The organism is Amycolatopsis sp. NPDC104863 (assembly GCF_055582965.1).
Map to the genome: position 1 here is coordinate 211,305 of NZ_JBVJOW010000009.1, position 22,581 is coordinate 233,885.

The 22,581-nt window shown below is 71.5% G+C and carries 21 protein-coding genes and 1 pseudogene; 14 read left to right on the forward strand and 8 right to left on the reverse strand.

The window, feature by feature from the left end; all coding sequences use genetic code 11:
- Positions 1-39: 39 nt before the first annotated feature.
- Entirely contained in the window at positions 40-558 is a 519-nt protein-coding gene (locus tag ACZ63J_RS39650) for a hypothetical protein (protein WP_465309814.1), read from the reverse strand.
- Here ACZ63J_RS39650 and ACZ63J_RS39655 point away from each other — a divergent pair.
- A pseudogene (locus ACZ63J_RS39655) lies at positions 512-1,108 on the forward strand (GtrA family protein); the annotation flags it as partial. The gene ACZ63J_RS39650 and the pseudogene ACZ63J_RS39655 overlap by 47 nt on opposite strands.
- A 66-nt stretch (positions 1,109-1,174) precedes the next feature.
- On the opposite strand, the gene ACZ63J_RS39660 reads toward ACZ63J_RS39655, so the two are convergent.
- Positions 1,175-1,732 carry a GNAT family N-acetyltransferase gene (locus ACZ63J_RS39660; protein WP_465399330.1) on the reverse strand — a complete coding sequence of 186 codons (558 nt, stop codon included), beginning with the start codon at positions 1,730-1,732 and terminating at the stop codon, positions 1,175-1,177.
- Between the two features lie 59 nt (positions 1,733-1,791).
- Here ACZ63J_RS39660 and ACZ63J_RS39665 point away from each other — a divergent pair, with 59 nt between their 5' ends.
- Complete coding sequence (locus ACZ63J_RS39665) at positions 1,792-3,006, forward strand: winged helix-turn-helix domain-containing protein (protein WP_465399329.1); 1,215 nt, start codon at positions 1,792-1,794, stop codon at positions 3,004-3,006.
- 4 nt (positions 3,007-3,010) lie between these two features.
- Here the strand turns inward: ACZ63J_RS39665 and ACZ63J_RS39670 are convergent, their stop codons facing one another.
- Positions 3,011-3,592: a TetR/AcrR family transcriptional regulator gene (locus tag ACZ63J_RS39670; protein ID WP_465399328.1), complete on the reverse strand. Its 582-nt coding sequence runs from the start codon at positions 3,590-3,592 to the stop codon at positions 3,011-3,013.
- Between the two features lie 174 nt (positions 3,593-3,766).
- Here ACZ63J_RS39670 and ACZ63J_RS39675 point away from each other — a divergent pair, with 174 nt between their 5' ends.
- Positions 3,767-4,375, forward strand: a complete 609-nt coding sequence (locus tag ACZ63J_RS39675; RefSeq protein ID WP_465439877.1) for an alpha/beta fold hydrolase — start codon at positions 3,767-3,769, stop codon at positions 4,373-4,375.
- 422 nt (positions 4,376-4,797) lie between these two features.
- On the opposite strand, the gene ACZ63J_RS39680 is transcribed toward ACZ63J_RS39675, so the two are convergent.
- Positions 4,798-5,748: a DUF4097 family beta strand repeat-containing protein gene (locus ACZ63J_RS39680; RefSeq protein WP_465399326.1), complete on the reverse strand. Its 951-nt coding sequence runs from the start codon at positions 5,746-5,748 to the stop codon at positions 4,798-4,800.
- 11 nt (positions 5,749-5,759) lie between these two features.
- Positions 5,760-6,278 carry a toxin-antitoxin system HicB family antitoxin gene (locus ACZ63J_RS39685; protein WP_465309820.1) on the reverse strand — a complete coding sequence of 173 codons (519 nt, stop codon included), beginning with the start codon at positions 6,276-6,278 and terminating at the stop codon, positions 5,760-5,762.
- Positions 6,279-6,389: 111 nt separating this feature from the next.
- Between ACZ63J_RS39685 and thyX the strand changes: the two genes are divergently transcribed.
- The 8 genes from thyX (at position 6,390) to ACZ63J_RS39725 (ending at position 15,729) form a co-directional block, all read left to right on the forward strand.
- Complete coding sequence (gene thyX / locus ACZ63J_RS39690) at positions 6,390-7,142, forward strand: FAD-dependent thymidylate synthase (RefSeq protein ID WP_465399325.1); 753 nt, start codon at positions 6,390-6,392, stop codon at positions 7,140-7,142.
- Positions 7,142-7,540 (forward strand): ACT domain-containing protein, encoded by a 399-nt coding sequence (locus tag ACZ63J_RS39695; RefSeq protein ID WP_465399324.1) that lies wholly within the window; start codon positions 7,142-7,144, stop codon positions 7,538-7,540. Before thyX ends, ACZ63J_RS39695 begins: the two co-directional genes overlap by 1 nt.
- A gap of 129 nt (positions 7,541-7,669) precedes the next feature.
- Positions 7,670-8,911: an Nramp family divalent metal transporter gene (locus tag ACZ63J_RS39700; RefSeq protein ID WP_465399323.1), complete on the forward strand. Its 1,242-nt coding sequence runs from the start codon at positions 7,670-7,672 to the stop codon at positions 8,909-8,911.
- A gap of 23 nt (positions 8,912-8,934) precedes the next feature.
- Entirely contained in the window at positions 8,935-9,378 is a 444-nt protein-coding gene (locus tag ACZ63J_RS39705; protein WP_465399321.1) for a hypothetical protein, read from the forward strand.
- A 70-nt stretch (positions 9,379-9,448) separates the two neighbouring features.
- Positions 9,449-10,933 (forward strand): serine/threonine-protein kinase, encoded by a 1,485-nt coding sequence (locus ACZ63J_RS39710; protein ID WP_465399320.1) that lies wholly within the window; start codon positions 9,449-9,451, stop codon positions 10,931-10,933.
- 102 nt (positions 10,934-11,035) lie between these two features.
- The gene (dapA, locus tag ACZ63J_RS39715; protein ID WP_465399319.1) at positions 11,036-12,049 is read left to right on the forward strand and encodes a 4-hydroxy-tetrahydrodipicolinate synthase; all 1,014 of its coding nucleotides are present in this window, start codon (positions 11,036-11,038) and stop codon (positions 12,047-12,049) included.
- Positions 12,046-13,743 (forward strand): ribonuclease J, encoded by a 1,698-nt coding sequence (locus ACZ63J_RS39720; protein ID WP_465399318.1) that lies wholly within the window; start codon positions 12,046-12,048, stop codon positions 13,741-13,743. Before dapA ends, ACZ63J_RS39720 begins: the two co-directional genes overlap by 4 nt.
- 339 nt (positions 13,744-14,082) lie before the next feature.
- Entirely contained in the window at positions 14,083-15,729 is a 1,647-nt protein-coding gene (locus ACZ63J_RS39725; protein WP_465399317.1) for a VWA domain-containing protein, read from the forward strand.
- On the opposite strand, the gene ACZ63J_RS39730 is transcribed toward ACZ63J_RS39725, so the two are convergent.
- Together ACZ63J_RS39730 and ACZ63J_RS39735 are read right to left on the reverse strand one after the other, a co-directional pair.
- The gene (locus tag ACZ63J_RS39730; protein ID WP_465399316.1) at positions 15,726-16,625 is read right to left on the reverse strand and encodes a TIGR03621 family F420-dependent LLM class oxidoreductase; all 900 of its coding nucleotides are present in this window, start codon (positions 16,623-16,625) and stop codon (positions 15,726-15,728) included. The genes ACZ63J_RS39725 and ACZ63J_RS39730 overlap by 4 nt on opposite strands.
- Positions 16,625-17,656, reverse strand: coding sequence for a Gfo/Idh/MocA family protein (locus ACZ63J_RS39735; protein ID WP_465399315.1), 1,032 nt, complete (start codon positions 17,654-17,656; stop codon positions 16,625-16,627). Before ACZ63J_RS39735 ends, ACZ63J_RS39730 begins: the two co-directional genes overlap by 1 nt.
- Before the next feature lie 122 nt (positions 17,657-17,778).
- Between ACZ63J_RS39735 and ACZ63J_RS39740 the strand changes: the two genes are divergently transcribed.
- Positions 17,779-18,213, forward strand: a complete 435-nt coding sequence (locus ACZ63J_RS39740; RefSeq protein ID WP_465309832.1) for a VOC family protein — start codon at positions 17,779-17,781, stop codon at positions 18,211-18,213.
- A 7-nt stretch (positions 18,214-18,220) separates the two neighbouring features.
- Here the strand turns inward: ACZ63J_RS39740 and ACZ63J_RS39745 are convergent, their stop codons facing one another.
- The gene (locus ACZ63J_RS39745) at positions 18,221-19,174 is read right to left on the reverse strand and encodes a cyclase family protein (protein WP_465399314.1); all 954 of its coding nucleotides are present in this window, start codon (positions 19,172-19,174) and stop codon (positions 18,221-18,223) included.
- 306 nt (positions 19,175-19,480) lie between these two features.
- Here ACZ63J_RS39745 and ACZ63J_RS39750 point away from each other — a divergent pair, with 306 nt between their 5' ends.
- Entirely contained in the window at positions 19,481-20,830 is a 1,350-nt protein-coding gene (locus ACZ63J_RS39750; protein WP_465399313.1) for a nucleotide disphospho-sugar-binding domain-containing protein, read from the forward strand.
- A 152-nt stretch (positions 20,831-20,982) separates the two neighbouring features.
- Positions 20,983-22,212, forward strand: coding sequence for a class I SAM-dependent methyltransferase (locus ACZ63J_RS39755; protein WP_465335183.1), 1,230 nt, complete (start codon positions 20,983-20,985; stop codon positions 22,210-22,212).
- Positions 22,213-22,581: the final 369 nt, after the last annotated feature.

Here is a 22,581-nt window from a genome sequence, read left to right on the forward strand (position 1 = left end):
AAGCTTTAGTGACTCCAAGGTCTCAGTGACCCAAAAAGCTTAGTGATGCAACCATCCCGCGAACACCGCAGGTGAAGCCGCTATCAAACTGAAGCGGATCCACCTTCCGGCGAGCCCCGTGGTCAGGAAGGTCGCGAGGCGCATCCGCACCAGCCCAGCCAGCACGCTCGTCGCCATGAAGGGCGGCAGGCCGACCAGCGAGCTCACCCCATAGGTACCCGCCATCCAGTGCGGATGACGATGACAGCGCTCACGCAGCCGGTCGACCCAGCCGCGAATCCGCTTCGTCCGCAACTGCCAGCGCACGCGCCGAGCAGTCATCGGCCGTTCACGGTGCAGCCGGTCGTGCAGCGGCTTAGGCAGCTTGATCGTCCCGCGCGCGGCAAGAAAATACAGCGTCTTCCCGGCGATCTGCCCGATGGCCACAGCAGCCCCCAGCCACACCCAGTGCAGCCCAGGATGACTGGCACACAGCCCGATCAGGAACACTTCGGCGTTGATCAGCGGCACGATGGCCGAACCGAACGCGACGCCCAGCGTCAGCAGGATCCAGCTCACCGTGTCACCTCCTGAAAAGCTCTCGTGTTCTCTTCACGTTATCAGTTCGAAATCTCCGGACACTGGGGTTAGCCCCCGTCTTCGCTGGGTGGTCGGCACCAGAAGATCACCTGCCCGACGGCTTCCGGACACCTCCCGCTGGAACGCTGACGGCGTGGCCGCCGAGCAGCTCCGTACGCCCGCTGACCGATTCGGCGCCCTCTGCCAGACCGTCGTGCGGGTGCTTCCGCTGGGTCTGTCGCGGATCGTGGCGCCGACGTTTCTGGGCTTCTGCCTCATCAACGGTCTGACGTTCGGCGTCGACCTCGGGTTGCTCACCGTTTTCCACGGTCTGCTCGGCTGGCCGGTGTGGCTCGCGATCACGGTCGCCTACGTCTGCGCGTTCGGGTTGAGCTTCGTGCTGAACCGGACGTTCAACTTCCATTCCCACGCCGCCGTCGGAATCCAACTTGCCCTTTACCTCGGTGCGATCGCTGTCAATTACGTGGCGTTTTTGCTGGGTGTGGGCGCGGGGCTGACGGCGCTGGGCGTCGAATACCACCTGTCGCGGCTGCTCGCGGGCGCCTGCGAGGGCGTCTTCATGTACTCCGTGATGCGGTGGGTGATCTTCCGGGACTCAGGTGAGGGCGAGATCGAGGGTGCCGGTGAGGCGGACCTCGCGCAGCAGCCGCTCGCCGGTGTCGAGGGTGCGGACGGTGGCGTCGGGGTTCCAGCCGGCCCGGCGGTAGAAGCCGAGCGAGGCGTGGTCGCCCTGGGCGACCCAGGTGATGCCGCGCGTGGCGCCGTCGGCCCGGAGGGCCGCGGCGGCCGTCGCGAGTAGGCGGCCGGCGTGGCCGCGGCGTCCCCAGCGCGGCTCGACGAGCAGCGTCGCGATCAGGCCGGTGGTGGCGGCGTCCTCGGGCAGGCCGCCCTCGGCGTCGGCGACCTCGTCGTCGGGCGCGCGGCCGGCGACGCAGAACCCGACGACGAACTCGCCCTCGGTGGCGACGTGGACGAGGCTGCCGGGGTAGTCGATGGTCTCGGTCCAGGTGCCGGCGAGGTCGGTGGCGTCCAGCTCGGCGAGCGCCTGCTTGCCGAGGAGGTCCTCGTAGGCGGCGTGCCAGGTGTCACGCTGGATGCGGGCGATCTCCGCGGCGTCGGACAGGTCGGCGGGGCGGACGGCGGCGTCGCTCATGAGTGCTGAATCTAGTGGTGCGCGTTTTTGTCGGTGGTGGGTGGCACCATGACGGGACCATGCAAACGATCAGCGTCACGACGGCCCGGAAGACCTTCCTGGCCGCACAGGGCTTCGCCGACCCCCGTCCGTCCGGTCCGGTTTCCCGGCGGCACCTCAAACGGGTGCTGTCGCGGGTCCAGCTGCTGCAGCTGGACTCGGTGAACGTCGCGGTCCGGGCGCACTACATGCCGGTGTTCTCGCGGCTGGGCGCGTACGAACCGGCGCTGCTGGACAGCGCGGCGTGGGCGCACTCGGCGCGGCAGCCCCGGATGCTGGTCGAGACGTGGGCGCACGAGGCGAGCCTGCTCCCGGTCGAGGACTGGCCGCTCATCCGCTCGGGCGCGAAGCGGGATGGCTGGTGGAAGCACTACGGGCCGCTGATCGAGAAGTCCCCGGGCCTGGTCGACGAGATCCTGTCGGTGGTCAAGGAGCTGGGCCCGATCGGCGCGGGCGGCATCGAGCGCGAGGTCGAGGCGGACGCCCAGCGGCGCGGCCCGGGCTCGTGGTGGGAGCGGTCGGAGGTCAAGCGCGTCTGCGAGTACCTGTTCGGCGTCGGCCAGCTGACCACGGGCACCCGCCGCTCGTTCGAGCGGCTGTACGACCTGACCGAACGTGTGGTCCCGCCGGAGATCCTGTCGGTGTCGGTGACCCCGGAGGAGGGCGCGCGCGGGCTGATCGAGCGTTCGGCGCGGGCGCTGGGCGTGGCCACCGAGACGGACCTGCGCGACTACTACCGCCTGGGCCCGGCGCCGGCCCGGCAGGCGGTGGCGGAGCTGGTGGAGTCGGGCGTCCTGGAGCCGGTCGCGGTCCAGGGCTGGAAGGCGGTGGCGTACCGGCATTCCGCCGCCCGGACCCCGCGTTCGGTGCCGGGCCGGGCGCTGCTGTGCCCGTTCGACCCGCTGATCTGGGAACGCGCCCGCACGGAGCGGCTGTTCGGGTTCCGGTACCGCATCGAGATCTACGTCCCGGAGCCGAAGCGGGTGTACGGCTACTACGTGTTCCCGTTCCTGCTGGACGGTTCCCTGGTCGGCCGAGTGGACCTGAAGTCCGACCGGGCGGCGGGAGTCCTGCGAGTCCAGGGCGCGTTCGCCGAGGAGGGCGCGGACCTGGCCCGGGTGCTCCCCGAGATGGCGGGGGAGCTGAAGCACATGGCGGAGTGGCTGGGGTTGTCCGGCGTGGCCGTGGGAACGCGCGGGGAGCTGGCCAAGCCGTTGGCGAAACTGGTGCGCTGATCCGCTATCCCAGCAGCCGACTCAGTGCTGCTCGGGCCCTGGTGGGCGCGTTCGGGTCGTGGTGCAGCTGCCGGAAGAGGTTGAGGGTCAGCATCACGCCCACGATGTCGTACAGCAGCTGGTCCGGGTCCGTTTCCGGGGGCAGCTCATCGGCCGCCAGGCGGATTTGGAGGCGCAGGTCGCGGTGCCAGAGCTGGGTCATGCCCAGCACGGCGTCGCGGACCGGGCCCGGGCGTCCGTCCACTTCGGACGCTGCCGCCGTGAAGAAACAACCGCCGGGCAACACGTCTCGCTCGAGGTAGGAGACCCACGCCTCGCAGAGTGCCCTGAGTTTTGGCAGTCCTGGTGGTGCTGAGGCGTGCACTTCGCGGCCGAAAAGCGCCGCTGCCGCGTCGACCACCGCCAGCTGAAGGCCTTCCTTCGTGCCGAAGTGGCCCAGCAGTCCGGCCTTGCTCATTCCGAGCTCCGTCGCGAGGCGGCCGATCGTCAGGCCTTCGAGCCCTTCCACGGACGCCAGCGCCAGGCTGTGGTCGATGATCCGCTGCTTCGTCTGGCGGGATTCGACAACGGACCTCCGGGGGCTCATGACCGGCACTTTATCTTACGACCGATCGGTCGCTATAGTGTGCCGGGCATCGGACGAGCGGGGACGGGGGCACGAGTGAACGAGCTGGTGACAGGGGCGTCCCCACGATCCGATGCCCAGACGGCGCGCACTTCGCCCCGCCGCGAGGTGCGCGCCGTCCCCGGCGTGGTCTGCGTGCACGCGGCGATGAGCAGCCCAGCCACCTGGGAACCGGTGCGATCGGCGCTCGGTGTTGATGTCCGTTGCCCGGCTTTGCCGGGACATCCGGGCGGCCCGCGGCTGGACGCCTACCCGCTGACCGCCTTCCGCGACGCGGTGCTGGCGGCCCTGCCGGACCAGGGCCAGGTGGTGTTGATCGGCCACTCGCTCGGCGGGTTCGTGGCGAGCCTGGTCGCAATGGAACGGCCCGACCGGATCGCGCGGCTGGTGCTCGAGGAAATGCCCGTCCCGAGGCGAACCAGCGCCGACGCGTCCCCGGCACGCAAGCGTTCGGCCGGGCTCGCGATGCGCGCGCTGGCGAGGGTGAGCGGAAAGTTCGACCCGGTGATGGTGCGGGACGTGCTGAGGGGACTGCGCGAACCGCAGCCGGAGTGGTGGGCAGGACTGGAGAGGATCACGGCGCCGACGCTGGTCCTCGCCGGTGGGCCGTCGAGCCACCTGGACCAGTCGCGGTATGAGCTGCTGGCGAAGGCCCTACCAACAGCCAAGACGACAACGATCGCGGTAGGCCACCGGATCCACGCGAAGGCGCCGCAGGAATGGCTGGCGGCGGTCGCGGGATAGCGCGGGGCTGCGGCGGGATCGGTGGGGGACCGGATCCACGCGAAGGCACCGCAGGAGTGGTCGGCGGCGGTCGCGGATAGCGCGGGCCGCGGCGGGACTGGCGGCGATCGCGGTGGGCCACCGGATCCATACGAAGGCGCCGCGGGAGTGGTTGGCGGCGGTCGCGGGATAGCGCGGGGCTGCGGCGGAACTGGTGGCGATCGCGGTGGGGGCCGGATCCATGCGAAGGCACCGCAAGAGTGGCTGGCGGCGGCCGGGCGCGCCGGGAGTGGTCCGGCGGCTCGGAGAGTCGGGTCGCCGCCTACGAGCCTGCAAGCAAGCCGCCCAGGCCGGGCCGAGCCGGTGCGCGCACCGGACAACAGCCGGGCAAGGCGACGGGCCGTTCCCGGCCCCCACCGGAAACGGCCCGTCTTCCCCCTTACTCAGCCGGCCGCGCGCGTCACCACGGCGTTGCCGGAGCCCGTTCGCGCCCGGATCTTCAGCTTCACTCCACCCTCCGGGGCGCTGTCGGACACGTCCAGCTCGCTCGACACCCGGCCGCCGCTGGAGGTCAGGTCGACCTCGGCCGCCGTGCCGGTGCGGATGCCGATCCGGACCTCGCCCGAACCCGTGATCAGGTCGAGCGTGCCCGAGCCCGCGTCGGCCACCGACAGGTCGCCGCTGCCCGTGCGGGCCATCACCTCGCCCGAGACCGCGCCCAGCCAGACGTCGCCCGTGCCCGTGGCCAGCGTCGCCGACCCGGCCAGTGAGGACGCCTCGACACTGCCGCTGCCGCTGCGCAGCTGGAGCCCGCCCAGCGTCGGGCCGAGCTTGATCGCTCCGCTGCCCGTGCGGATCGTCGCCGAGCCGTCGGCGCGGTCGAGCTTCACCTCGCCGGAGCCGGTCAGCAGGTCGACGCGGCCGGCCGAGCCCGTCACCGTGACGTCCGCCGCGCCCGCCCGGACCTCGACGTGGGAGCCCGCCGGCGCGTGCACCTTCACCGCGAGCGCCACGTTCCGCAGCTGCCACGCCTTGGGCGCCTGCACGACCAGGCGGTTGCCGAGCTTCTCGATCCGGCTCTGCCGCACCGCCTCGGCGGGGGAGGCGCCCGGGTCGACCCCCAGCTGGTCGCCGAACCGCTCGCCGACCCACGACAGCAGGCTGTTCACGCCCGCCACCCACGGCTGCTGCTCACCCTGGTCGTGCCGCAGCTCGACCCGCGCGCCGGAGTCCCCGTCGAGGACCACCTCGACGCGCCCGATCGTCACCCCCAGGTCCAGCTCCAGCGGGACGTCGGTCTCGAACTCGTCGACCCGCACCAGCTCGTCGTTCGACGAAGGCGGCGGAGTTTCCTCGGCCGGCGTCTCCGGTGTGGTCTGGTCTTCGTCACTCATAGTCGTTCCCCTCAGCCTTCGACCCAGCCGTGCAGGCGCGAGCCGGACTGGCCGCCGCCCTTCCCGTGGTGCTTCGGGCCCGCGCCGAGCGAGCCGTGCCCCAGCGCCCCCTGCACCGCCTGGGAGACGAACGTGTTCAACGAGACGCCCTGCGCCTGCGCCGCGCGTTCGGCCTGCCCCTTGATCTGCTCGACCAGGCGCAGCGTGATGCGCGAGATGTCACCGCCGTCCATCAGCGGTGGCATGGTGGTGTCACGTGGTGTCGCCCGTGGTGGCGGCTCCTCTTCGGCGGCTCCGGTGACGACCACGCGGACGTCACGGCCGTCGAGCCGCACGTCCACCACCTGGCCCGGCAGCGCGGCCGTGACCTCGGCGGCCAGGTCGGCCAGTGCGTTCATCAGGGTCAGGCGGACGGCGGGTTCGAGAGCGGAGGACAGCAGCGCGGCCGCCCGCCGGGTCTGCTCGTCCCCGGCGGCAGCCGTGTTCGCGAGGTCCTCGCGAAGGTTGGCGATGTACGGCGTCAGGTCCATGACACCACTATGACGTCACTCGTGGTGTCAGTCAAGGAGCTCGTGTCCCCCGGGAGTGGGCGGCCGTGCGCGGATAGGCTGCGGTCGGGAGTCGTCGTTAGGAGTGCGGACGTGGCCGGAACCGGGGCACCGAGGGTGCAGCTGATCGCGAAGACGGAGTTCTTCCCGCCCGAGGACGTGCCGTGGTCGACCGACGCGGACGGCGGCGAAGCGCTCGCCGAGTTCGCCGGCCGGGCCTGCTACCAGTCGTGGGACAAGCCGAACCCGGTCACCGCGACCAACGCCGGCTACCTCGAGCACATCATCGACGTCGGCCACCTCGCGGTGCTGGAGCACGGTTCGGTGACCTTCTACCTCACCGGGATCTCGCGTTCGCTGACCCACGAGCTGATCCGCCACCGCCACTTCTCCTACTCCCAGCTCTCGCGCCGGTACGTGCCGGAGGGTGACGCGGCCGTCGTCGAGCCGGCGGTGATCGCGGACGACCCGGCGCTGCACGCGAAGTTCGTCGCCGCGACCCGGGCGAGCGCCGAGGCCTACACCGAGCTGCTCGCCGGGCTCGAAGAGAAGTTCGCCGACGCCCCGGCCGCGAGCCTGCGCCGCAAGCAGGCCCGCCAGGCCGCGCGCTCGGTGCTGCCGAACGCGACCGAGACGCGCATCGTCGTCACCGGGAACTACCGCGCCTGGCGCCACTTCGTCGCGATGCGCGCCACCGAGCACGCCGACGTCGAGCTCCGCGACCTGGCCGTCGCGTGCCTGCGCGAGCTGCAGAAGGCCGCGCCGAACGTGTTCGCCGACTTCACCATCTCGACGTTGCCGGACGGCACCGAGATCGCCACGAGCCCGAAGGTCCTGGAAGGCTGATGAAACGACTCGCGATCGACGTCCGGCCCGGCGAATACGCCGTGGTCCGGCTGCCCGCCGACGCCCACGTCCCCGCGGAGCTGCTCGCTCCCGGCGAACCCGCGTTCGTTTCCGTGACGCGCACGCCCGAAGAGCTTTCGGTGATCTGCCCGGCCGGGCGTGAACCGGCGGGCAGCACGGCGGCCGAGGACGGCTGGCGCCTGCTCTCGGTCCGCGGGCCGCTGGAGTTCACGCTCACCGGCATCATCGCCGCGCTCGCGTCCGAGCTGGCCGGAGCCGGGGTGGCGCTGTTCTCGATGTCCACTTTCGACACCGACCACATCCTGGTCCGGGCCACCGACCTCGACGAGGCGGTGAAGGCGCTGCGCGAGTCGGGCCACGAGGTCTCCCACCCCTGATCCCGCTTCGCGGACCGGTTCACGGGTACCCCTGGCACGAGGGTGGGAGCCGTCACCCTTGAAATCGAAAGTTCGGCACGCCTAAACTTCGATTTGGGGTCCCCGACATCCGGTTGAGAGGCAGGCGTCATGGCTGTGACCGAGGCCGCGCGGCCGAAGCTGACGTCGCGCCTGCGCACCGGGTCGGCCCTGCTGGGTCCGGCGTTCGTCGCCGCGATCGCCTACGTCGACCCAGGGAACGTCGCCGCCAACATCAGCGCCGGCGCCCGCTACGGCTACCTGCTGGTCTGGGTGATCGTCGCGGCGAACCTGATGGCCGTCCTCGTGCAGTACCTGTCCGCGAAGCTCGGCCTGGTCAGCGGCAGGTCGCTGCCGGAGGCCCTGCGCGCCCGGCTGTCCCGGCCCGCGCGGCTGGCGTACTGGCTGCAGGCCGAGGTCGTCGCCATCGCCACCGACCTGGCCGAGGTCGTCGGCGGCGCGATCGCGCTGAACCTGCTGTTCGACCTGCCGCTCGTGGCCGGCGGCCTGATCACCGGCGCGGTCTCGCTGACGCTGCTGGCGGTCCAGGACCGCGGCGGCCAGCGGACGTTCGAACGGGTCGTCACCGGCCTGCTGCTGGTCATCGCCATCGGGTTCCTGGCCAGCCTGTTCGTCGAGCCGCCGTCCGCGGCCGAGACGCTCGGCGGGCTGGTGCCGCGGTTCGACGGCTCCGGCAGCGTCCTCATCGCCGCCGCGATGCTCGGCGCGACCGTCATGCCGCACGCCGTCTACCTGCACTCGGGCCTGGTCCGCGACCGGCACGGGCTCCCGGACGTCACCACGCGCCGCCGGCTGCTGCGCGCCACCCGCGCCGACGTCGGCCTGGCGATGCTGCTGGCCGGCGCGGTGAACCTCGGCATGCTGCTGCTCGCCGCGACGAACCTCCAGGGCCAGACGGGCGTCGACAGCATCGAGGGCGCGCACGGCGCCGTCGCGCAGGCGCTCGGCCCGGGCATCGCGCTGATGTTCGCGATCGGCCTGCTCGCCTCCGGCCTGGCTTCGACGTCGGTGGGCGCGTACGCGGGCGCGATGATCATGCAGGGCCTGCTGCACAAGCGGATCCCGCTGGTCCTGCGCCGGCTCGTCACGCTCACCCCGGCGGTCGTGGTGCTGGCGCTGGGCGCCGACCCGTCCGCGGCGCTGGTCGTCTCGCAGGTCGTGCTGTCGTTCGGGATCCCGTTCGCGCTCGTGCCGCTGATCCGGCTGACCGCCGACCGCGACCTGATGGGCGCGGACGCCAACCACCGCCTGACGACGGTCGCGGCGTGTCTCATCGCGGCCGTCATCATCACCCTCAACCTGGTTCTGGTCTACTTGACGTTCACCGGCTGACCAAGAGCAGGGAGGCCGCAGCCATGGCCTGGATCTTCGCGCTGAACGCCGAATGCGGAGGGCGGGAGACCCACGCCCGGGACCTCGCACGCCACTTCGACGGCTGGCCGGCGCGTGTCTTCTCCGACGGCGCCGGCTGGTGGTGCGGTGTCGCGCCCGAAGGCGTGAGCCAGTCCGGTCTGCAGTCCGGCGAGGAGGCCACGGCGATGACGGCGGCCGGGCGGCGGCTCTACTGGCAGCTCCGCACCGCCCCGCCGGTCTACCGCTACGCCCTCGCCGGCGTCGAGACCGACCGGTTCCGCAGCTACGACGAGCTGATGGCCGAGGGCGCGAACCTGACGCGGTTCCCCGGTCTGGTCGTCAGCGAGGACATCTGGGCCGCGACCGGCCGGCGGGCCGAGTTCAGCGACTTCGCCCCCGGCTACCGGTGGCTCCCGTACCGCGGGGAGACCTTCAAGCGGACCTGATTTCGTGGAACCTTCGGCGGCGCGCGACGGTCCGACTAGCATCTGCGCGACCGCCGCTTGAAGGAGCACCGTGACCGACGAACAGACCCGGCCGTACCCGCCACAGGCGCCCGTCACGCCTGGTCAGCGGGTTGTTGCCGGCCGTTACGCCCTGCTCGGTGAGCTCGGCCGGGGCGGCATGGGTGTCGTCTGGCGGGCCCAGGACCAGGTCATCGGCCGCCAGGTGGCGGTCAAGGAGCTGCGGCTGCCCGACGCCGAGTCCGCCGCGGTGTTCTCCGAGCGCGCGCTGCGCGAGGTGCGCACCGGCGGGCGGCTCAACGACCCCGCCGTCGTCACGGTCTACGACGTCGTCACCGACGGCGGCACGACGTTCATCGTGATGGAGCTCGTCGAGGCGCCTTCGCTGGCCGACCTCGTGCGCCAGCGCGGCCCGATGCCCGCCGCGCAGGCCGCGCTGATGGGGGAGCGGGTGCTCGCCGCGCTGCAGGCGGCCCATGCGGCCGGGATCGTGCACCGCGACGTCAAGCCGGCGAACATCCTGGTCGGGCCGGACGGCCGCGTGAAGCTCACCGACTTCGGCATCGCCCACGCCGTCGACGACCCGCGCCTGACCACCAGCGGCATGATCGTCGGCTCGCCCGCGTTCATGGCGCCGGAGCGCGTCGAAGGCCGCGAAGCGCTGCCCGCGTCCGACCTCTGGTCGCTCGGCGCGACGCTGTTCTTCGCCGTCGAAGGCTCGATCCCGTTCGAACGCGCGACCACCGCCGCCACGCTGCACGCGATCATGACCGAGATCCCGTACCTGACCCGCGGCCAGGGCCCGATCGCCGCGGCCATCCTCGGCCTGCTCGTCGCCAACCCCGACGCGCGCCTCACCGCCGCCCAGGCGCAGAACCTGCTGACCACGGCGCAGGGCGTGCGGCCGACCCCGCCGGGCGGCACCGCGATGGTCCAGCCGGTGACGCGGATGGCGCCGCAGCCGCCGAAGCGGAACCTCCGCGTGCTGTGGCTCTCGCTCGCCGCGGTGGCGGTCGTCGCCGCCCTGGTCGGCGGCTTCTTCGCGGGCAAGGCGTACGAGACACCCACGCCGGACGCCCAGAAGCTGCCGACCGTGACGTTCGGGCTCGGCGGCCAGATGCGCGTCGACGCCAGCTCCAGCTACCCCTGCTACAACGCGGCGGTCCAGGACGGCGGGGTCATCAGCGGGGACAACGACGGGGACTGCAAGGACAGCCACACCCTCGAGATCTACGACGCCGGCGACGTCATCGGCACCACGAACTGGAACGACACCGACGCGGCGGTCGCGGCGTACCCGGGGCAGGCCGCCGCCACCGCGGCGGCCGAGGCGCGCTGCGCGACCTCGTTCCGCTCGTCGCTCGTCCCGGAGGCCAAGCGCGACGGCCTCAAGTACCGGGCGCTCGTGCCGACCCAGCAGGAGTGGCAGAGCGTCCCCACCGAGAGCGGCGAATACCCCACGCGCGAGTTCTACTGTGTGCTCGCCAAGGCCGACGGCGGCCCGATCTCCGCGCCGATCGTGACCAAGGTCAAGTAGAAGTTCCGCGACGAGCGGCCGACTCGCGGAAATCCTCCGCACTTGGCCGGGGGTGACCAGGTCGGCGCGGTTTTCGCCGGGCGGACGGGGTACCGTCTGGGCATGTCCACCCCACCTACCGCAGCGCCCGGACGGCCGTTCGGGCGTGTGCTCACCGCGATGGCGACCCCCTTCGACGCCGAGGGCGCACTGGACCTGAAGCGGGCGCAGGAGCTCGCCGAGCACCTCGTGGAGCTGGGGAACGACGGTCTCGTCATCAACGGCACCACCGGCGAGAGCCCGACCACGAGCGACACGGAGAAGCAGGAGCTGATCCGCGCGGTGGTCGAGGCCGTCGGCGACCGCGCGACGATCGTGGCCGGCGCGGGCACCAACAACACCGCGCACAGCATCGAGCAGGCCCAGCAGGCCGAAGCCGCGGGCGCGCACGGCCTGCTGGTCGTCACGCCGTACTACTCGCGGCCCAGCCAGGCCGGGCTGTACGCGCACTTCACCACGGTCGCCGACACGACCGAGCTGCCGGTGATGCTCTACGACATCCCGCCGCGCTCGGTCGTCCCGATCGAGGTCGACACGCTGCTGCGGCTGGCCGAGCACCCGCGGATCGTCGCGGTCAAGGACGCCAAGGGCGACCTGATCGCCGGCTCCGAGGTCATCGCCAACACGCACCTCGCGTACTACTCCGGCGACGACGGGCTGAACCTGCCCTGGATCTCCGTCGGCGGCACCGGCGTGGTGAGTGTGATCGGTCACGTCGTCGCGGGCCGGATCCGCGCGATGATCGACGCCTACGAGAACGGCGACACCTCCACCGCACGCACCAACCACCGCGGCATGCTTCCGGTGCTGCGCGCGATGTCGCGGGTCGGCGGGGTCGCGTTCAGCAAGACGGCGCTGCGCCTGCGTGGCTTCGACATCGGCGCCCCGCGGCTCCCGATCGTGGCGCCGAGCACCGACCAGACCGCCCTGATCGCCGCCGATCTGGCCCAGGGCGGCGTGCCGCTGGGCGACACGGCGGCCCAGGACTGGCATGGTGAGCGGGTGGCACAAGCAGATTCGAGGGCCGCCTACGTGGCGCCGACCTCGCACACCAGCGTTGGGACCCTGCCTCGGTGAGCTCACTTCCCCCCGGTCCAGGCCCCACCAACGCCCCGCCCGAACTGCCCGCCGGGGCCCTGCGCGTCGTCGCGCTGGGCGGCATCGGCGAGGTCGGGCGCAACATGACCGTCTTCGAGTTCGGCGGCCGGCTGCTCATCGTCGACTGCGGGGTGCTCTTCCCCGAGGACGACCAGCCCGGCGTCGACCTGATCCTGCCGGACTTCCGCGCGATCGAAGACCGCCTCGACGACATCGAAGGCCTCGTGCTCACCCACGGGCACGAGGACCACATCGGCGCCGTCCCGTTCCTCCTGCGCCTGCGGCCGGACCTGCCGATCTACGGCTCGCGGTTCACCAACGCGCTGCTCGCGGCGAAGGCCAAGGAGCACCGGCAGCGGCCGAAGCTGATCGAGGTCCGCGAGGGCGAGCGCCGCGACGTCGGCGTGTTCAACCTCGAGTTCTTCGCGGTGAACCACTCGATCCCGGACGCGCTGGCCGTCGCCATCCGCACCCCGGCGGGCGTCGTCCTGCACACCGGCGACATCAAGCTCGACCAGCTCCCGCTGGACGGGCGCCTCACCGACCTGGCCGGGTTCTCCCGGCTCGGCGACGAGGGTGTCGACCTGTTCTGCGTCGACTCGACCAACGCCGAGGTCCCCGGGTTCGTGATGCCCGAGCGCGACATCGGCCCGGTGCTCGACGACGTCATCCGCCGCGTCGACCAGCGGGTGATCGTGGCCTGCTTCGCCAGCCACGTGCACCGCGTCCAGCAGGTGCTGGACGCCGCGCTGCGCCACGGCCGCCGGATCGCGTTCGTCGGCCGCTCGATGGTCCGCAACATGGGCATCGCCGCCGAGCTGGGCCTGCTCAACGTCCCGGACGGTCTGCTGGTCGATCTCGACCAGGCGAGCACCCTGCCGGAGAGCAAGGTCCTGTTCGTCTCGACGGGTTCCCAGGGCGAGCCGCTCTCGGCGCTGTCGCGCATGGCGCGCGGTGAGCACCGGCAGATCTCGATCCGCGCGGGCGACACCGTCGTGCTGGCCAGCTCGATGATCCCGGGCAACGAGACCGCGGTGTTCGGCGTGGTCAACGGCCTGACCCGGCTCGGCGCGAACGTCGTCCACCAGGGCAACGCGAAGGTGCACGTGTCCGGGCACGCGTCGGCGGGGGAGCTGCTCTACCTGTACAACGCGGTGCGCCCGAGCAACGTGATGCCGGTCCACGGCGAGTGGAAGCACCTGCGTGCGAACGGCGAGCTGGCGGTCCGCACCGGCGTCGCGGCGGAGAACGTGGTCATCGCCGAGGACGGCGTGGTCGTCGACCTGGTCGACGGCAAGGCGTCCCGCACCGGCCGCGTCGAGGTCGGGCACGTCTACGTCGACGGCCTCTCGGTCGGTGACGTCGGCGAGTCGACCCTGTCCGACCGGCTGGTGCTGGGCGAGGGCGGGTTCATCTCGATCAGCGTGGCGGTCGACTCCAGCACGGGCCGCGCGGTCAGCAGCCCGACGGTGTCCGGCCGCGGCTTCTCCGACGACCCGAAGGCGCTCGACGCCGTCGTGCCGCTGGTGGAGATGGAGCTGGCGCGCACGGAGGCCGAAGGCATCACCGACACCCACCGCATCGCGCAGGCGGTCCGCCGGGTGGTCGGCCGCTGGGTCGCCGACACCTACCGCCGCCGCCCGATGATCGTCCCGACGGTCATCCCGGTCTGAGCTCGGTCCGCGGAACGCCCTTCGCCTCCCCCTGGAGCGCGGAGGGCGTTCCGCGTTTCACCCGGCCAGCTTGCTCACCAGCAGCGCGAAGGCGACGATGACGCTCTGCCGCATCAGCGCCCGGCGAGCCCGGCGCTGGTCGGCTCGTGTCGGCTTCATGCGGACCAGTGTTTCGGGCCCGCCGGGCGCGGACATCCCGCTCCGGGAGGGGGCGGATCCCTCCGCAGGATGAGGATTTCCCCTAAGAGGCAGGGCTGTTAGGCCGTCCGGAGCACGTGGTGGCGGTCGGCTGCGGTCTAACCTGGGTCCCACCTCGCCTCGCGTAGAGAGGCCGCGCCGATGGGACGTCACTCGCCGGACGGAAGACGACGCCGGCTGCTGGTTCCCGTTGTGGCCACGGCGCTGGTGCTCGTCCTCGGGGCCGGTGCCTGGGTCACCGTTTCGGTCGTCACCGCGAAGCCACCGTGTCAGCAGCCCGTGCAGGTGCTGGTCACCGCGTCCGCCGACATCGCGCCCGCGCTTTCGCTCGTCGCTCGGGGTCTCGACCTGCCGTGCGCCTCCGTCGCGGTGGAGACCCGGGAGGCGACGCCGGCCGCCGAGCGGCTCGCTCTCTCCGACGGCAGCCCGCGGGCGCAGGTCTGGGTGCCGGACTCCACCCTCGCGCTGCGCCGCGCGCGTCAGCTCGGCGCCGCCGACGTGCCCGAGTCCGGGGCGTCGGTGGCCAGCTCGCCCGTGGTGCTCGCCGTCGCCGAAGACGTCGCCAAGGGCCTCGGCTGGCCCGAGCGCACGCCGAGCTGGACCGACGTCCTGGGTGCGCCGGGGGCCGTCCCGGGGATCCCGGACCCGGCCCGCGACGCGGTCGGCGCGTCGGCGCTGCTCGGCCTGCGGGAGACCGTCCGGACGGCGGCCGAGCCCGCCGCCGCCTACGTCGCCCTGCTAAGGCGGTTTTCGGCGAACACGCTCGGCGGCGAGACCGACCTGATCGCCCGGCTGCCGGGCTCGGGCGACCCGAGCGGCACGGCCGCGGTGACGACCTTCCCCGTGTCGGAGAACTCCTTGCTGCGCCACAACATCGAGGACACGGCGTCGCCGCTGGTCGCCGTCTACTCGACCGCCGTGCCGACGCTGGACTACCCGTTCGCCGAGCTGGGCGGGATCACCCCGGCACAGCGGCCGGTCGTCGAGGCGCTGCGGGACGCGCTGCTCGGTGACGCCGGCGCCGACGCCATCACGAAGACCGGCCTGCGCGCCGCGGGCGGGCAGGCGCTGCGCGACCACGCCGACGACCCGCGGGTGGCCCCGGCCGGCATCCGCACCGCGAACCTGCCGCCCGCCGCGAGCGTCGACGAGCTGCTCGGCCAGTGGGCCGGGGTCAACCTGAGCGCGCGGGTGCAGGTGCTGCTGGACGTCTCGGGGTCGATGAACGCGCAGGTGCCGGGCACCGGGCTGAACCGGATGCAGCTGACGACCCAGGCCACCGCCAAGGCCCTGCACCTGTTCCGGCCGACGACCCGGCTGCGCATGCTGGCGTTCTCGACCCGGCTCGACGGCGACAAGGACTACCGCGAGATCCTGCCGATGGCCGCGGTCTCCCAGCACCTGGCCGGCGGCGCGCTCGAGAAGCTGAGCCAGCTCAAAGCCACGCCCGACGGCGGAACCGGGCTCTACGACAGCATTCTCGACACGTACCGCACGGCCCGGCGCGAGTGGGAGCCCGGCCGGCTGAACCTGGTCATCGTGATGACCGACGGCCGCAACGAGGACCCGCACGGCATCTCCCGCGCGGACCTGCTGGCCGAGCTGGCGAAGCTGCAGGACCCGCGCCGCCCGATCCCGCTGATCGGCGTGGGTGTCGGCCCGGACGCGGACCAGCCCGAGCTGGACCAGCTGACCGCGGCGACCGGCGGGCAGGCCTTCGTCGCCCCGGACCCGGCGAAGATCACGGGTGTGTTCTTCGCGGCCCTGAGCCGGATCGCCGGTGGTTAGAGGTGCGGAATGACCTTCGCGAATTCCTGGTGGTCGGCTTCGATCACCGAGAAATAGCTGAAGCCGAACTTCCGGTGGTTGTACCGGACCTGCTCGGCGATTTCTTCGACGGTGCCGATGAGCAGGCTCGGCGCGTGGGAGATCTGCCGCGTCTCCATCCCGAGCAGGTTCGCGAACTCGGCGGCGGCCGTTTCGCGGTCGTCGGTGACGATCACCTTCGCGATCTGGAGGTTGAACTCGACGTCGCCGGCCCGGGAGCCCAGCGCCTCCTGGGCCACGGCGACGTGCCGCGCCACCTCGTCGTGCTCGGCGATCCGGAGGGTGACGCCGTCGGCGGCCTTCTCGATCCCGGTGAAGCCGATGATGTCCGCCACCGAAGCGGTGTAGCGCAGCATGCGGGGACCCCGGGCGCCGATCAGCAACGGCGGCGGGGGCGCGCCGGCCTCGGTCACGGCCGCGTGGATCGCGTCGACGATCGTCTCGAGGTGGGTGATGCGCTCGCCCGGGCTCTTCCACTGCAGGCCCGCTGACTCGACCTCGGTCCGGTCGTACCCGGTGCCGAGCCCCAGTTCGAGCCGGCCTTCCAGCAGGGTGGCCGTCGTCGCGACGTCCCGCGCGAGGATCAGCGGGTTGTAGAAGGCGGTGTTGAGGACCAGGGTGCCGGCGCGGGCCTTTTCCGTCGCGGCGGCGGCGAGGACCAGGCCCGGGAAGGGCGACGGCGTCGCCGGGTGGTCCCGCGCGACCCGCGGGTCGGGCGCCACCAGGTGGTCGGGCATGGAGATCACGCTGTAGCCGGCGGCCTCGGCCGCGCGGCACTTCTCCGCCCACTTCGCGCCCGGCGCGGGGTAGGTCATGTTCACACCGAAGCGAAGCGGCCGCTGCGTCGGGTCGGTCATCACGCGCTCCTCAGTGTTGTGCGCCGGCGCAGCGGGAACCCGGCCGCGTGGTACACCGCGTCGATCAGCTCGGCGGTGGCCACGGTGTCGTCGAGCCCGTACGGGAACTCCGCTCCCGAGCGCAGGTGCGCCCGGAGCGCTTCGAGCTGGAAGTAGTAGCTCGCGTCGGTGCCGAGCCGCTCGGTGCGTTCGCCGTCCGGTCCGGTGACGACGATCCGGTCGTCGAACTGGGGGAGGACCGGGTCGCAGACGAGCGCCTCACCGCGCTCGCCGACCACCCGGGCGCTGCTCGACCAGACGACGTCGGCGTCCATGTCGCAGTGCAGGTAGCCGGTCGCGCCGTCGGGGAACAGCAGGTCGGCGGTGATCGAGCTGTCCACCCCGGGCGAGCGCTCGGTGCCCGAAGCCGTGACGACCTTCGGTTCCCCGCCCGCGAAGACGCCCAGCTGCCGCTGGAGGTGCAGCGCGTAACAGCCGAGGTCCATCAGCACCCCGCCGGCGAGGTCCCACGACCACCGCAGGTCGCCCTCGGGCGGCGGGAGCATGCGCACCGACGTCTCGACGCGGGTGATCCGGCCGAGCTCACCGGAGCCGACGATCTCGAACAGCCGCCGCAGCACCGGGTGGTGCATGTTGTGGACCGCTTCCACCACAACGACTCCGGCGTCCCGGGCGACCGCGGCAACCTCCGCGGCCTCGGCCGCGTTGGCCGCGAACGGCTTCTCGACGAGGACGTGCTTGCCGGCGGCGATGGCCGCGCGGGTCCACGCGCCGTGCATGCCGTTGGGGAGCGGGACGTAGACCACCTCGACCTCGGGGTCGGCGAGGACCGCCGCGTAGTCGTCGTGGACCTTTTCCACCTTGTGGGCCGTGGCGAACGCCTGGGCCCGGCCGCGGTCCCGCGCGGCGACGGCCACCAGCCGGTCGCCGCTCGCCGCCGCGGCCTGGCCCATCGCGTAGGTGGCGATCGTGGCCGCGCCGAGGATCCCGAACCGCAGCGGATCGCCGCCGGGAGCTTTTGCGTCACTCACGAGCTACTCCTTCGGTCGGCGGGTCGCGTCGACGGTAGGGCGGCCGGATCCGCACCGGCGACTCCGTGAGTGCTCAAAATGGCGTCGAGTGAATCACTAGCGCCGGAAATTATGCTCACAAAATGACAATTCAGCGACTCGACCACGTCGGCGTTGTTGTCGATGACCTTCCGGCAGCGATCGCCTTCTTCCTCGAACTCGGCATGGAAAAGGAGGGCGAGGCGGCCCTGCGCGGCGACTGGGTCGACCGGGTCGTCGGGCTCGACGACGTCCGGGCCGAGATCGCCGCCGTGCGGACACCGGACGGCCACGGCCGGATCGAGCTGACGAAGTTCCTGACTCCGCCGGCCCACGACGGCAACCCGGACGCGCCCGTGAACACCCTGGGCGGTCATCGCCTGACGTTCGCCGTCGAAGACCTCGACGACGTCCTCGCCCGCCTCGCCACCCACGGCGCCCGGCTCGTCCGCGAAGTGGCGCAGGTGGAGGACTTCTGCCGCTACTGCTACGTCCGCGGTCCCGAGGGCATCATCGTCGGGCTGGTCCAGGAGCTCTGAGCCACGCTCAGAAGGTGGCGATGGGGTTGACCGGGCTGCCGGACGTGCCGGCGAACCGGATCGGCGCGAGCGCCAGCTGGAAGTCCCACTGACCCAGCTCTTCCGCCGTCGTCGCGCACGCCTCGAGGTCGCAGTTGTCCAGCAGCCACAGGCCCATCGCGACCAGGCCCACGGCGTGCACCGGCATCAGCACGTCGCGGTAGCCCGACGGCTGGACGTCCTGCGGGGTGTCCGCGCCGATCAGCGCGACCCCGCGTTCGTGCAGCCACGGCAGGCAGGAGGCGTGCCAGCCCGCCTGGGTGAACCCGCCGTCCGGGCCGGACTCGTGCCGGGAGCGGCCGTAGCCGGTCCGCAGGAGCACCGCGTCGCCGGGCTGCACGCGCACGCCCTGGCGGCGCTCGGCTTCCTCGAGGTCTTCGGGGAACACGCCTTCGCCCGATTCCAGCCACGGCACGTCACGGACCTTCGCGACGTCCAGCAGGACACCCCGCGTGACGATCCCGTCCGCCGCCGCGGTGACGGCGCCCCACGCCGAGCCCGTCTCTTCGTCGACCAGCGAGTGCGGCCGCCCGTTGTACATCTTCCCGTCCCAGAAGATGTGGCACGGCGAATCGACGTGGGTGATCGTGTTGCCGTGGAACAGGATGCCGAGGTGCTCGTTCGAGTACCCCCAGCGCCGGTCGTTGCGGAAGAGCACCGGCATGTGCTCGGCGCCCGGCATTTCGGCCGAGCACGGGCAGGACGTCGTCGACCGCGCCATGTCGTCCGGTACGGCGACCTCCCACGCGCACGACACGCTCTTGCCGTGCCGCACGGCCCGCGCGGCCGCCAGCCGGACGTCGTCGGTGATGTGGTTCAGGGTGCCGATTTCGTCTTCGTCGCCCCACCGTCCCCAGTTCGACAGCGTCTTGAAGTAGCCGAGCACGTCGTCCTGAGTCGGCATCAGCCGCCCTGCCGTCATCCGAGCCTCGACTCCTCCGGTCACGCTGCCGGCGGTCGCCGGTCACAGAGAGCGTAGGGCACGCGCGCGGACCCCGCGTCCCGGCGGGGGGCCGCAGTCCAGGAGATGCCCGGGGGGCCGGGCGGGCCGGAGACTGGCCTGGATCTGACACGCGTCGACACTCCTGATCCGGGGTCCGGGCTTCGATGCACATCGCCACCCCGCCAACCAGAACGTCGCCACCACGATCCGATCTCCCACCACCACAACAGCACTCCCCGGCACCTGGATTCCCCAGCGCCCGAAAGACGTCCAAGGAGTTCCACCATGCGCGTGGCTTTCACCATCTGGCCGGCACCGGCACACCTGTACCCCATCGTCCCGCTCGCGTGGGCGCTCAAGGCGGCCGGCCACGAAGTGGTCGTGGCCACCCACCCGGCGATCGCCGCGGAGACGGCTTCGATGGGCCTGACGCCCGTTTCGGTCTGCGAAGCCGACAGCACCCCGCTCCTCGGGCCTGCTTCGCCGTACGTCACCGAGCGGGAGGACCTCGCGAAGATCACCGCGGGGCTGGACTTCGGCCCGGACGACCCCGACCGCGAGCACTGGGACGTGCTGACCCAGTACTACGTGCCGTCGATGTGGGACTTCCTGCCGTACCGGGCCGACCCGGCCACGGAGATGCCCGCCATGGACGGCCTGGTGAGCTTCTTCCGCACCTGGCAGCCCGACCTCGTGCTCTGGGACCCCTGCATGCCCGGCACCGCCGTCGCCGCGGTCGCGGTCGGCGCCGCGCACGCCCGGTGGTGGACCGCGCCCGACGTCTTCTGCCGCAGCATGGACACGATCGCCAAGGTCAACGCCCGCCCCGGCGGTGAGCACGTGGACAACCCGATCGCCGAGACCATCCGGGGGATGGCCGAGCGCTACGGCGTCGAGGTCAACCAGGAGCTGCTGGTCGGGCAGTGGACGGTGAACCCGCAGCCGCCGGCCATCGGCCCCGAGATCTCCGCCCACGTGCTGCCGATGCGCTGGATCCCGCACGTCAAGCAGCAGGTCCTCCCCGACTGGATCTACCCGAAGCCGGAGCGCCCGCGCGTCGCCATCTCGCTCGGCCTGTCCGAGCGGTCGTTCATGGCGGGCGGCTGGTCGCACATCCCCGCGCTGCTCGAAGCCGTGTCCACCTTGGACATCGAGGTCGTCGCGACCCTCAACGACAAGCAGCTGTCCGAGGTCACCAAGATCCCCGACAACGTGCGTGTGGTCGAGTACGTCCCGCTCAACCAGCTGATCTCGACCTGCGACCTGCTGATCCACCACGGCGGCATGGGCACCGTGCTGCCCGCCATCGCCAACGGCATCCCGCAGATCGTCGTCGACTTCGTCGGCAACGCGATCTTCGCGACGCCGGACTCCGGCGAGGGGAAGCTGGGCCGGTCCCGGTACAGCCTCGGCCCCGCGCTGGCCCGCTACGCCACCGACTCCGGCGCCGGTCTCGTCATGAACATCACCGAGCCCGACCCCCTCGAAATGCGCCGGCAGATCCTCGAGGTCCTCGACGGCGAGTCGTTCAAGGAAGGCGCGAAGAAGATTTACCGGAACTGGCTCTCCACGCCCAGCCCGAGTGAATTCGTTCCCGTTCTCGAGCGCCTCACCGCCGAACACCGGACCCGGTGACGACGGCCTGCCGATAATTGCAACGGCGAAGCAATAAGCGAGACGACGGCGGAATTCGGTCGCCGTACGGTGGCTCTACCGCAGAACCGTACGGCCCGAGTCGCTTCGCGCTGTCGTCCACCGAGTTTCCCATTGTCCAAAGGAGTTACGTCGTGAGTGACGGAAGAACATTCTGCCAGACGTGCGGGGACGTCGAGGTCCGCGAGTTCCTGTCGCTCGGCCTGCAGCCCGCGGTCCACTTCCTGGCGAACCAGGAGGAGGCGGAGAACGAGCAGGCCTGGCCGCTCGCGCTCGGATTCTGCGAGCAGTGCAGCCTGGTGCAGGTCATGGAGTCGGTCAGCGAGCGCATCCTGTTCGCTGGCGACGACTACCACCACATGGCCGGGCTGACCGCCGGCTACCGCAAGCACCTGCAGGGGCTCGCCGACAAGCTCGCGGAGCTGTACACGGGGGCCACCGGCCGGACCGTCGTCGAGATCGGGAGCAACGACGGCAGCCTGCTGGACGCGCTGGCCGAGCGCTCGTTCGACGTCCTCGGGGTCGACCCGGTCGGCGCCCCGACGGCCGCCGGCTCACCCGTGGTCCGGGACTACTTCGGCTCGGCGCTCGCGGCGGACCTGCGCTCGAGCCGCGGACCGGCGAACCTGGTGCTGGCGCTGAACACGTTCGCGCACGTCACCAACCTGCGCGACGTCCTCGACGGGGTCACCGCGCTGCTCGCCGGCGACGGCCTGTTCGTCACCGAGTCGCACTACCTGCCGGACCTGCTCGAGGACCTGCAGTACGACTTCGCCTACCACGAGCACTCGCGGTACTACTCGCTCACGGCGCTGGACGCGGTGTTCAAGCTGCACGGTCTCGAGGTCGTCCGGGTCGAGCGCATCCCGACCCACGGCGGGTCGATCCGGGTCTACGCCGGGTTCGAGGGCGCCCACGAGATCCACGAGTCGGTGACGCAGCTGCGTGAGTTCGAGAACGGCCTGAAGCTCACGGACTCGATGATCTACACCAGGTTCGCCGACCGGGTGAAGGACCACCGCGACCGCCTGGTCGGGCTGATCCAGGAGCTGAAGAGCACCGGCGCCCGGGTCGCCGCGGTGTCCGCGCCGGCGCGGGCGATCACGATGTTCAACTACTGCGAGCTGGGGCCCGACAAGATCGACGTGGTCTCCGAAATCAGCCCGCGCAAGGTCGGCAAGCTGTTCCCCGGCACCCACACCCCGATCATCAGCCAAGAGGAGCTGTGCGGGGACGGGCAGCCGGAGTACGCGCTGCTGATGTCCTGGCACATCGCGGACGAGGTCATCGCCAACCTGCGGAAGTCCGGCTTCCGCGGCGCGCTGATCCAGCCGTTCCCCGAACTGAAAATCATCGACGGCTGAGTCCCGCGGTTGCCGCCCGGCCGCGTCCCGGCGGCGGCATCGACCCCGGTCCTCCGGACGGTTCAGGTATCACCCGGTCGAGTTTCGGCGGCGCCCCCGCCGGACTCGGCCGTGCCGTCCGGAGGCCGGCCGGGTGCTCCGCCGGCGGCGCCTGGCCGGCTGAGCGTGTTCCACCATCGGTCGATCGCCCGCCTCGTGTCGGAAACCAACATCACCACCCACTGATTGTTAGTGTCTGACTACACGCGGAAAAAGTCAACCGTCTCACCGGCGAAAAAATCACGACTTTGGGACAGGGCCTGGGGGGCTCGGACCTGGTGGTCGCTTCTCCTCCTTTGCCCGGTCGTCGTACTACCGGAAAAAATGTGC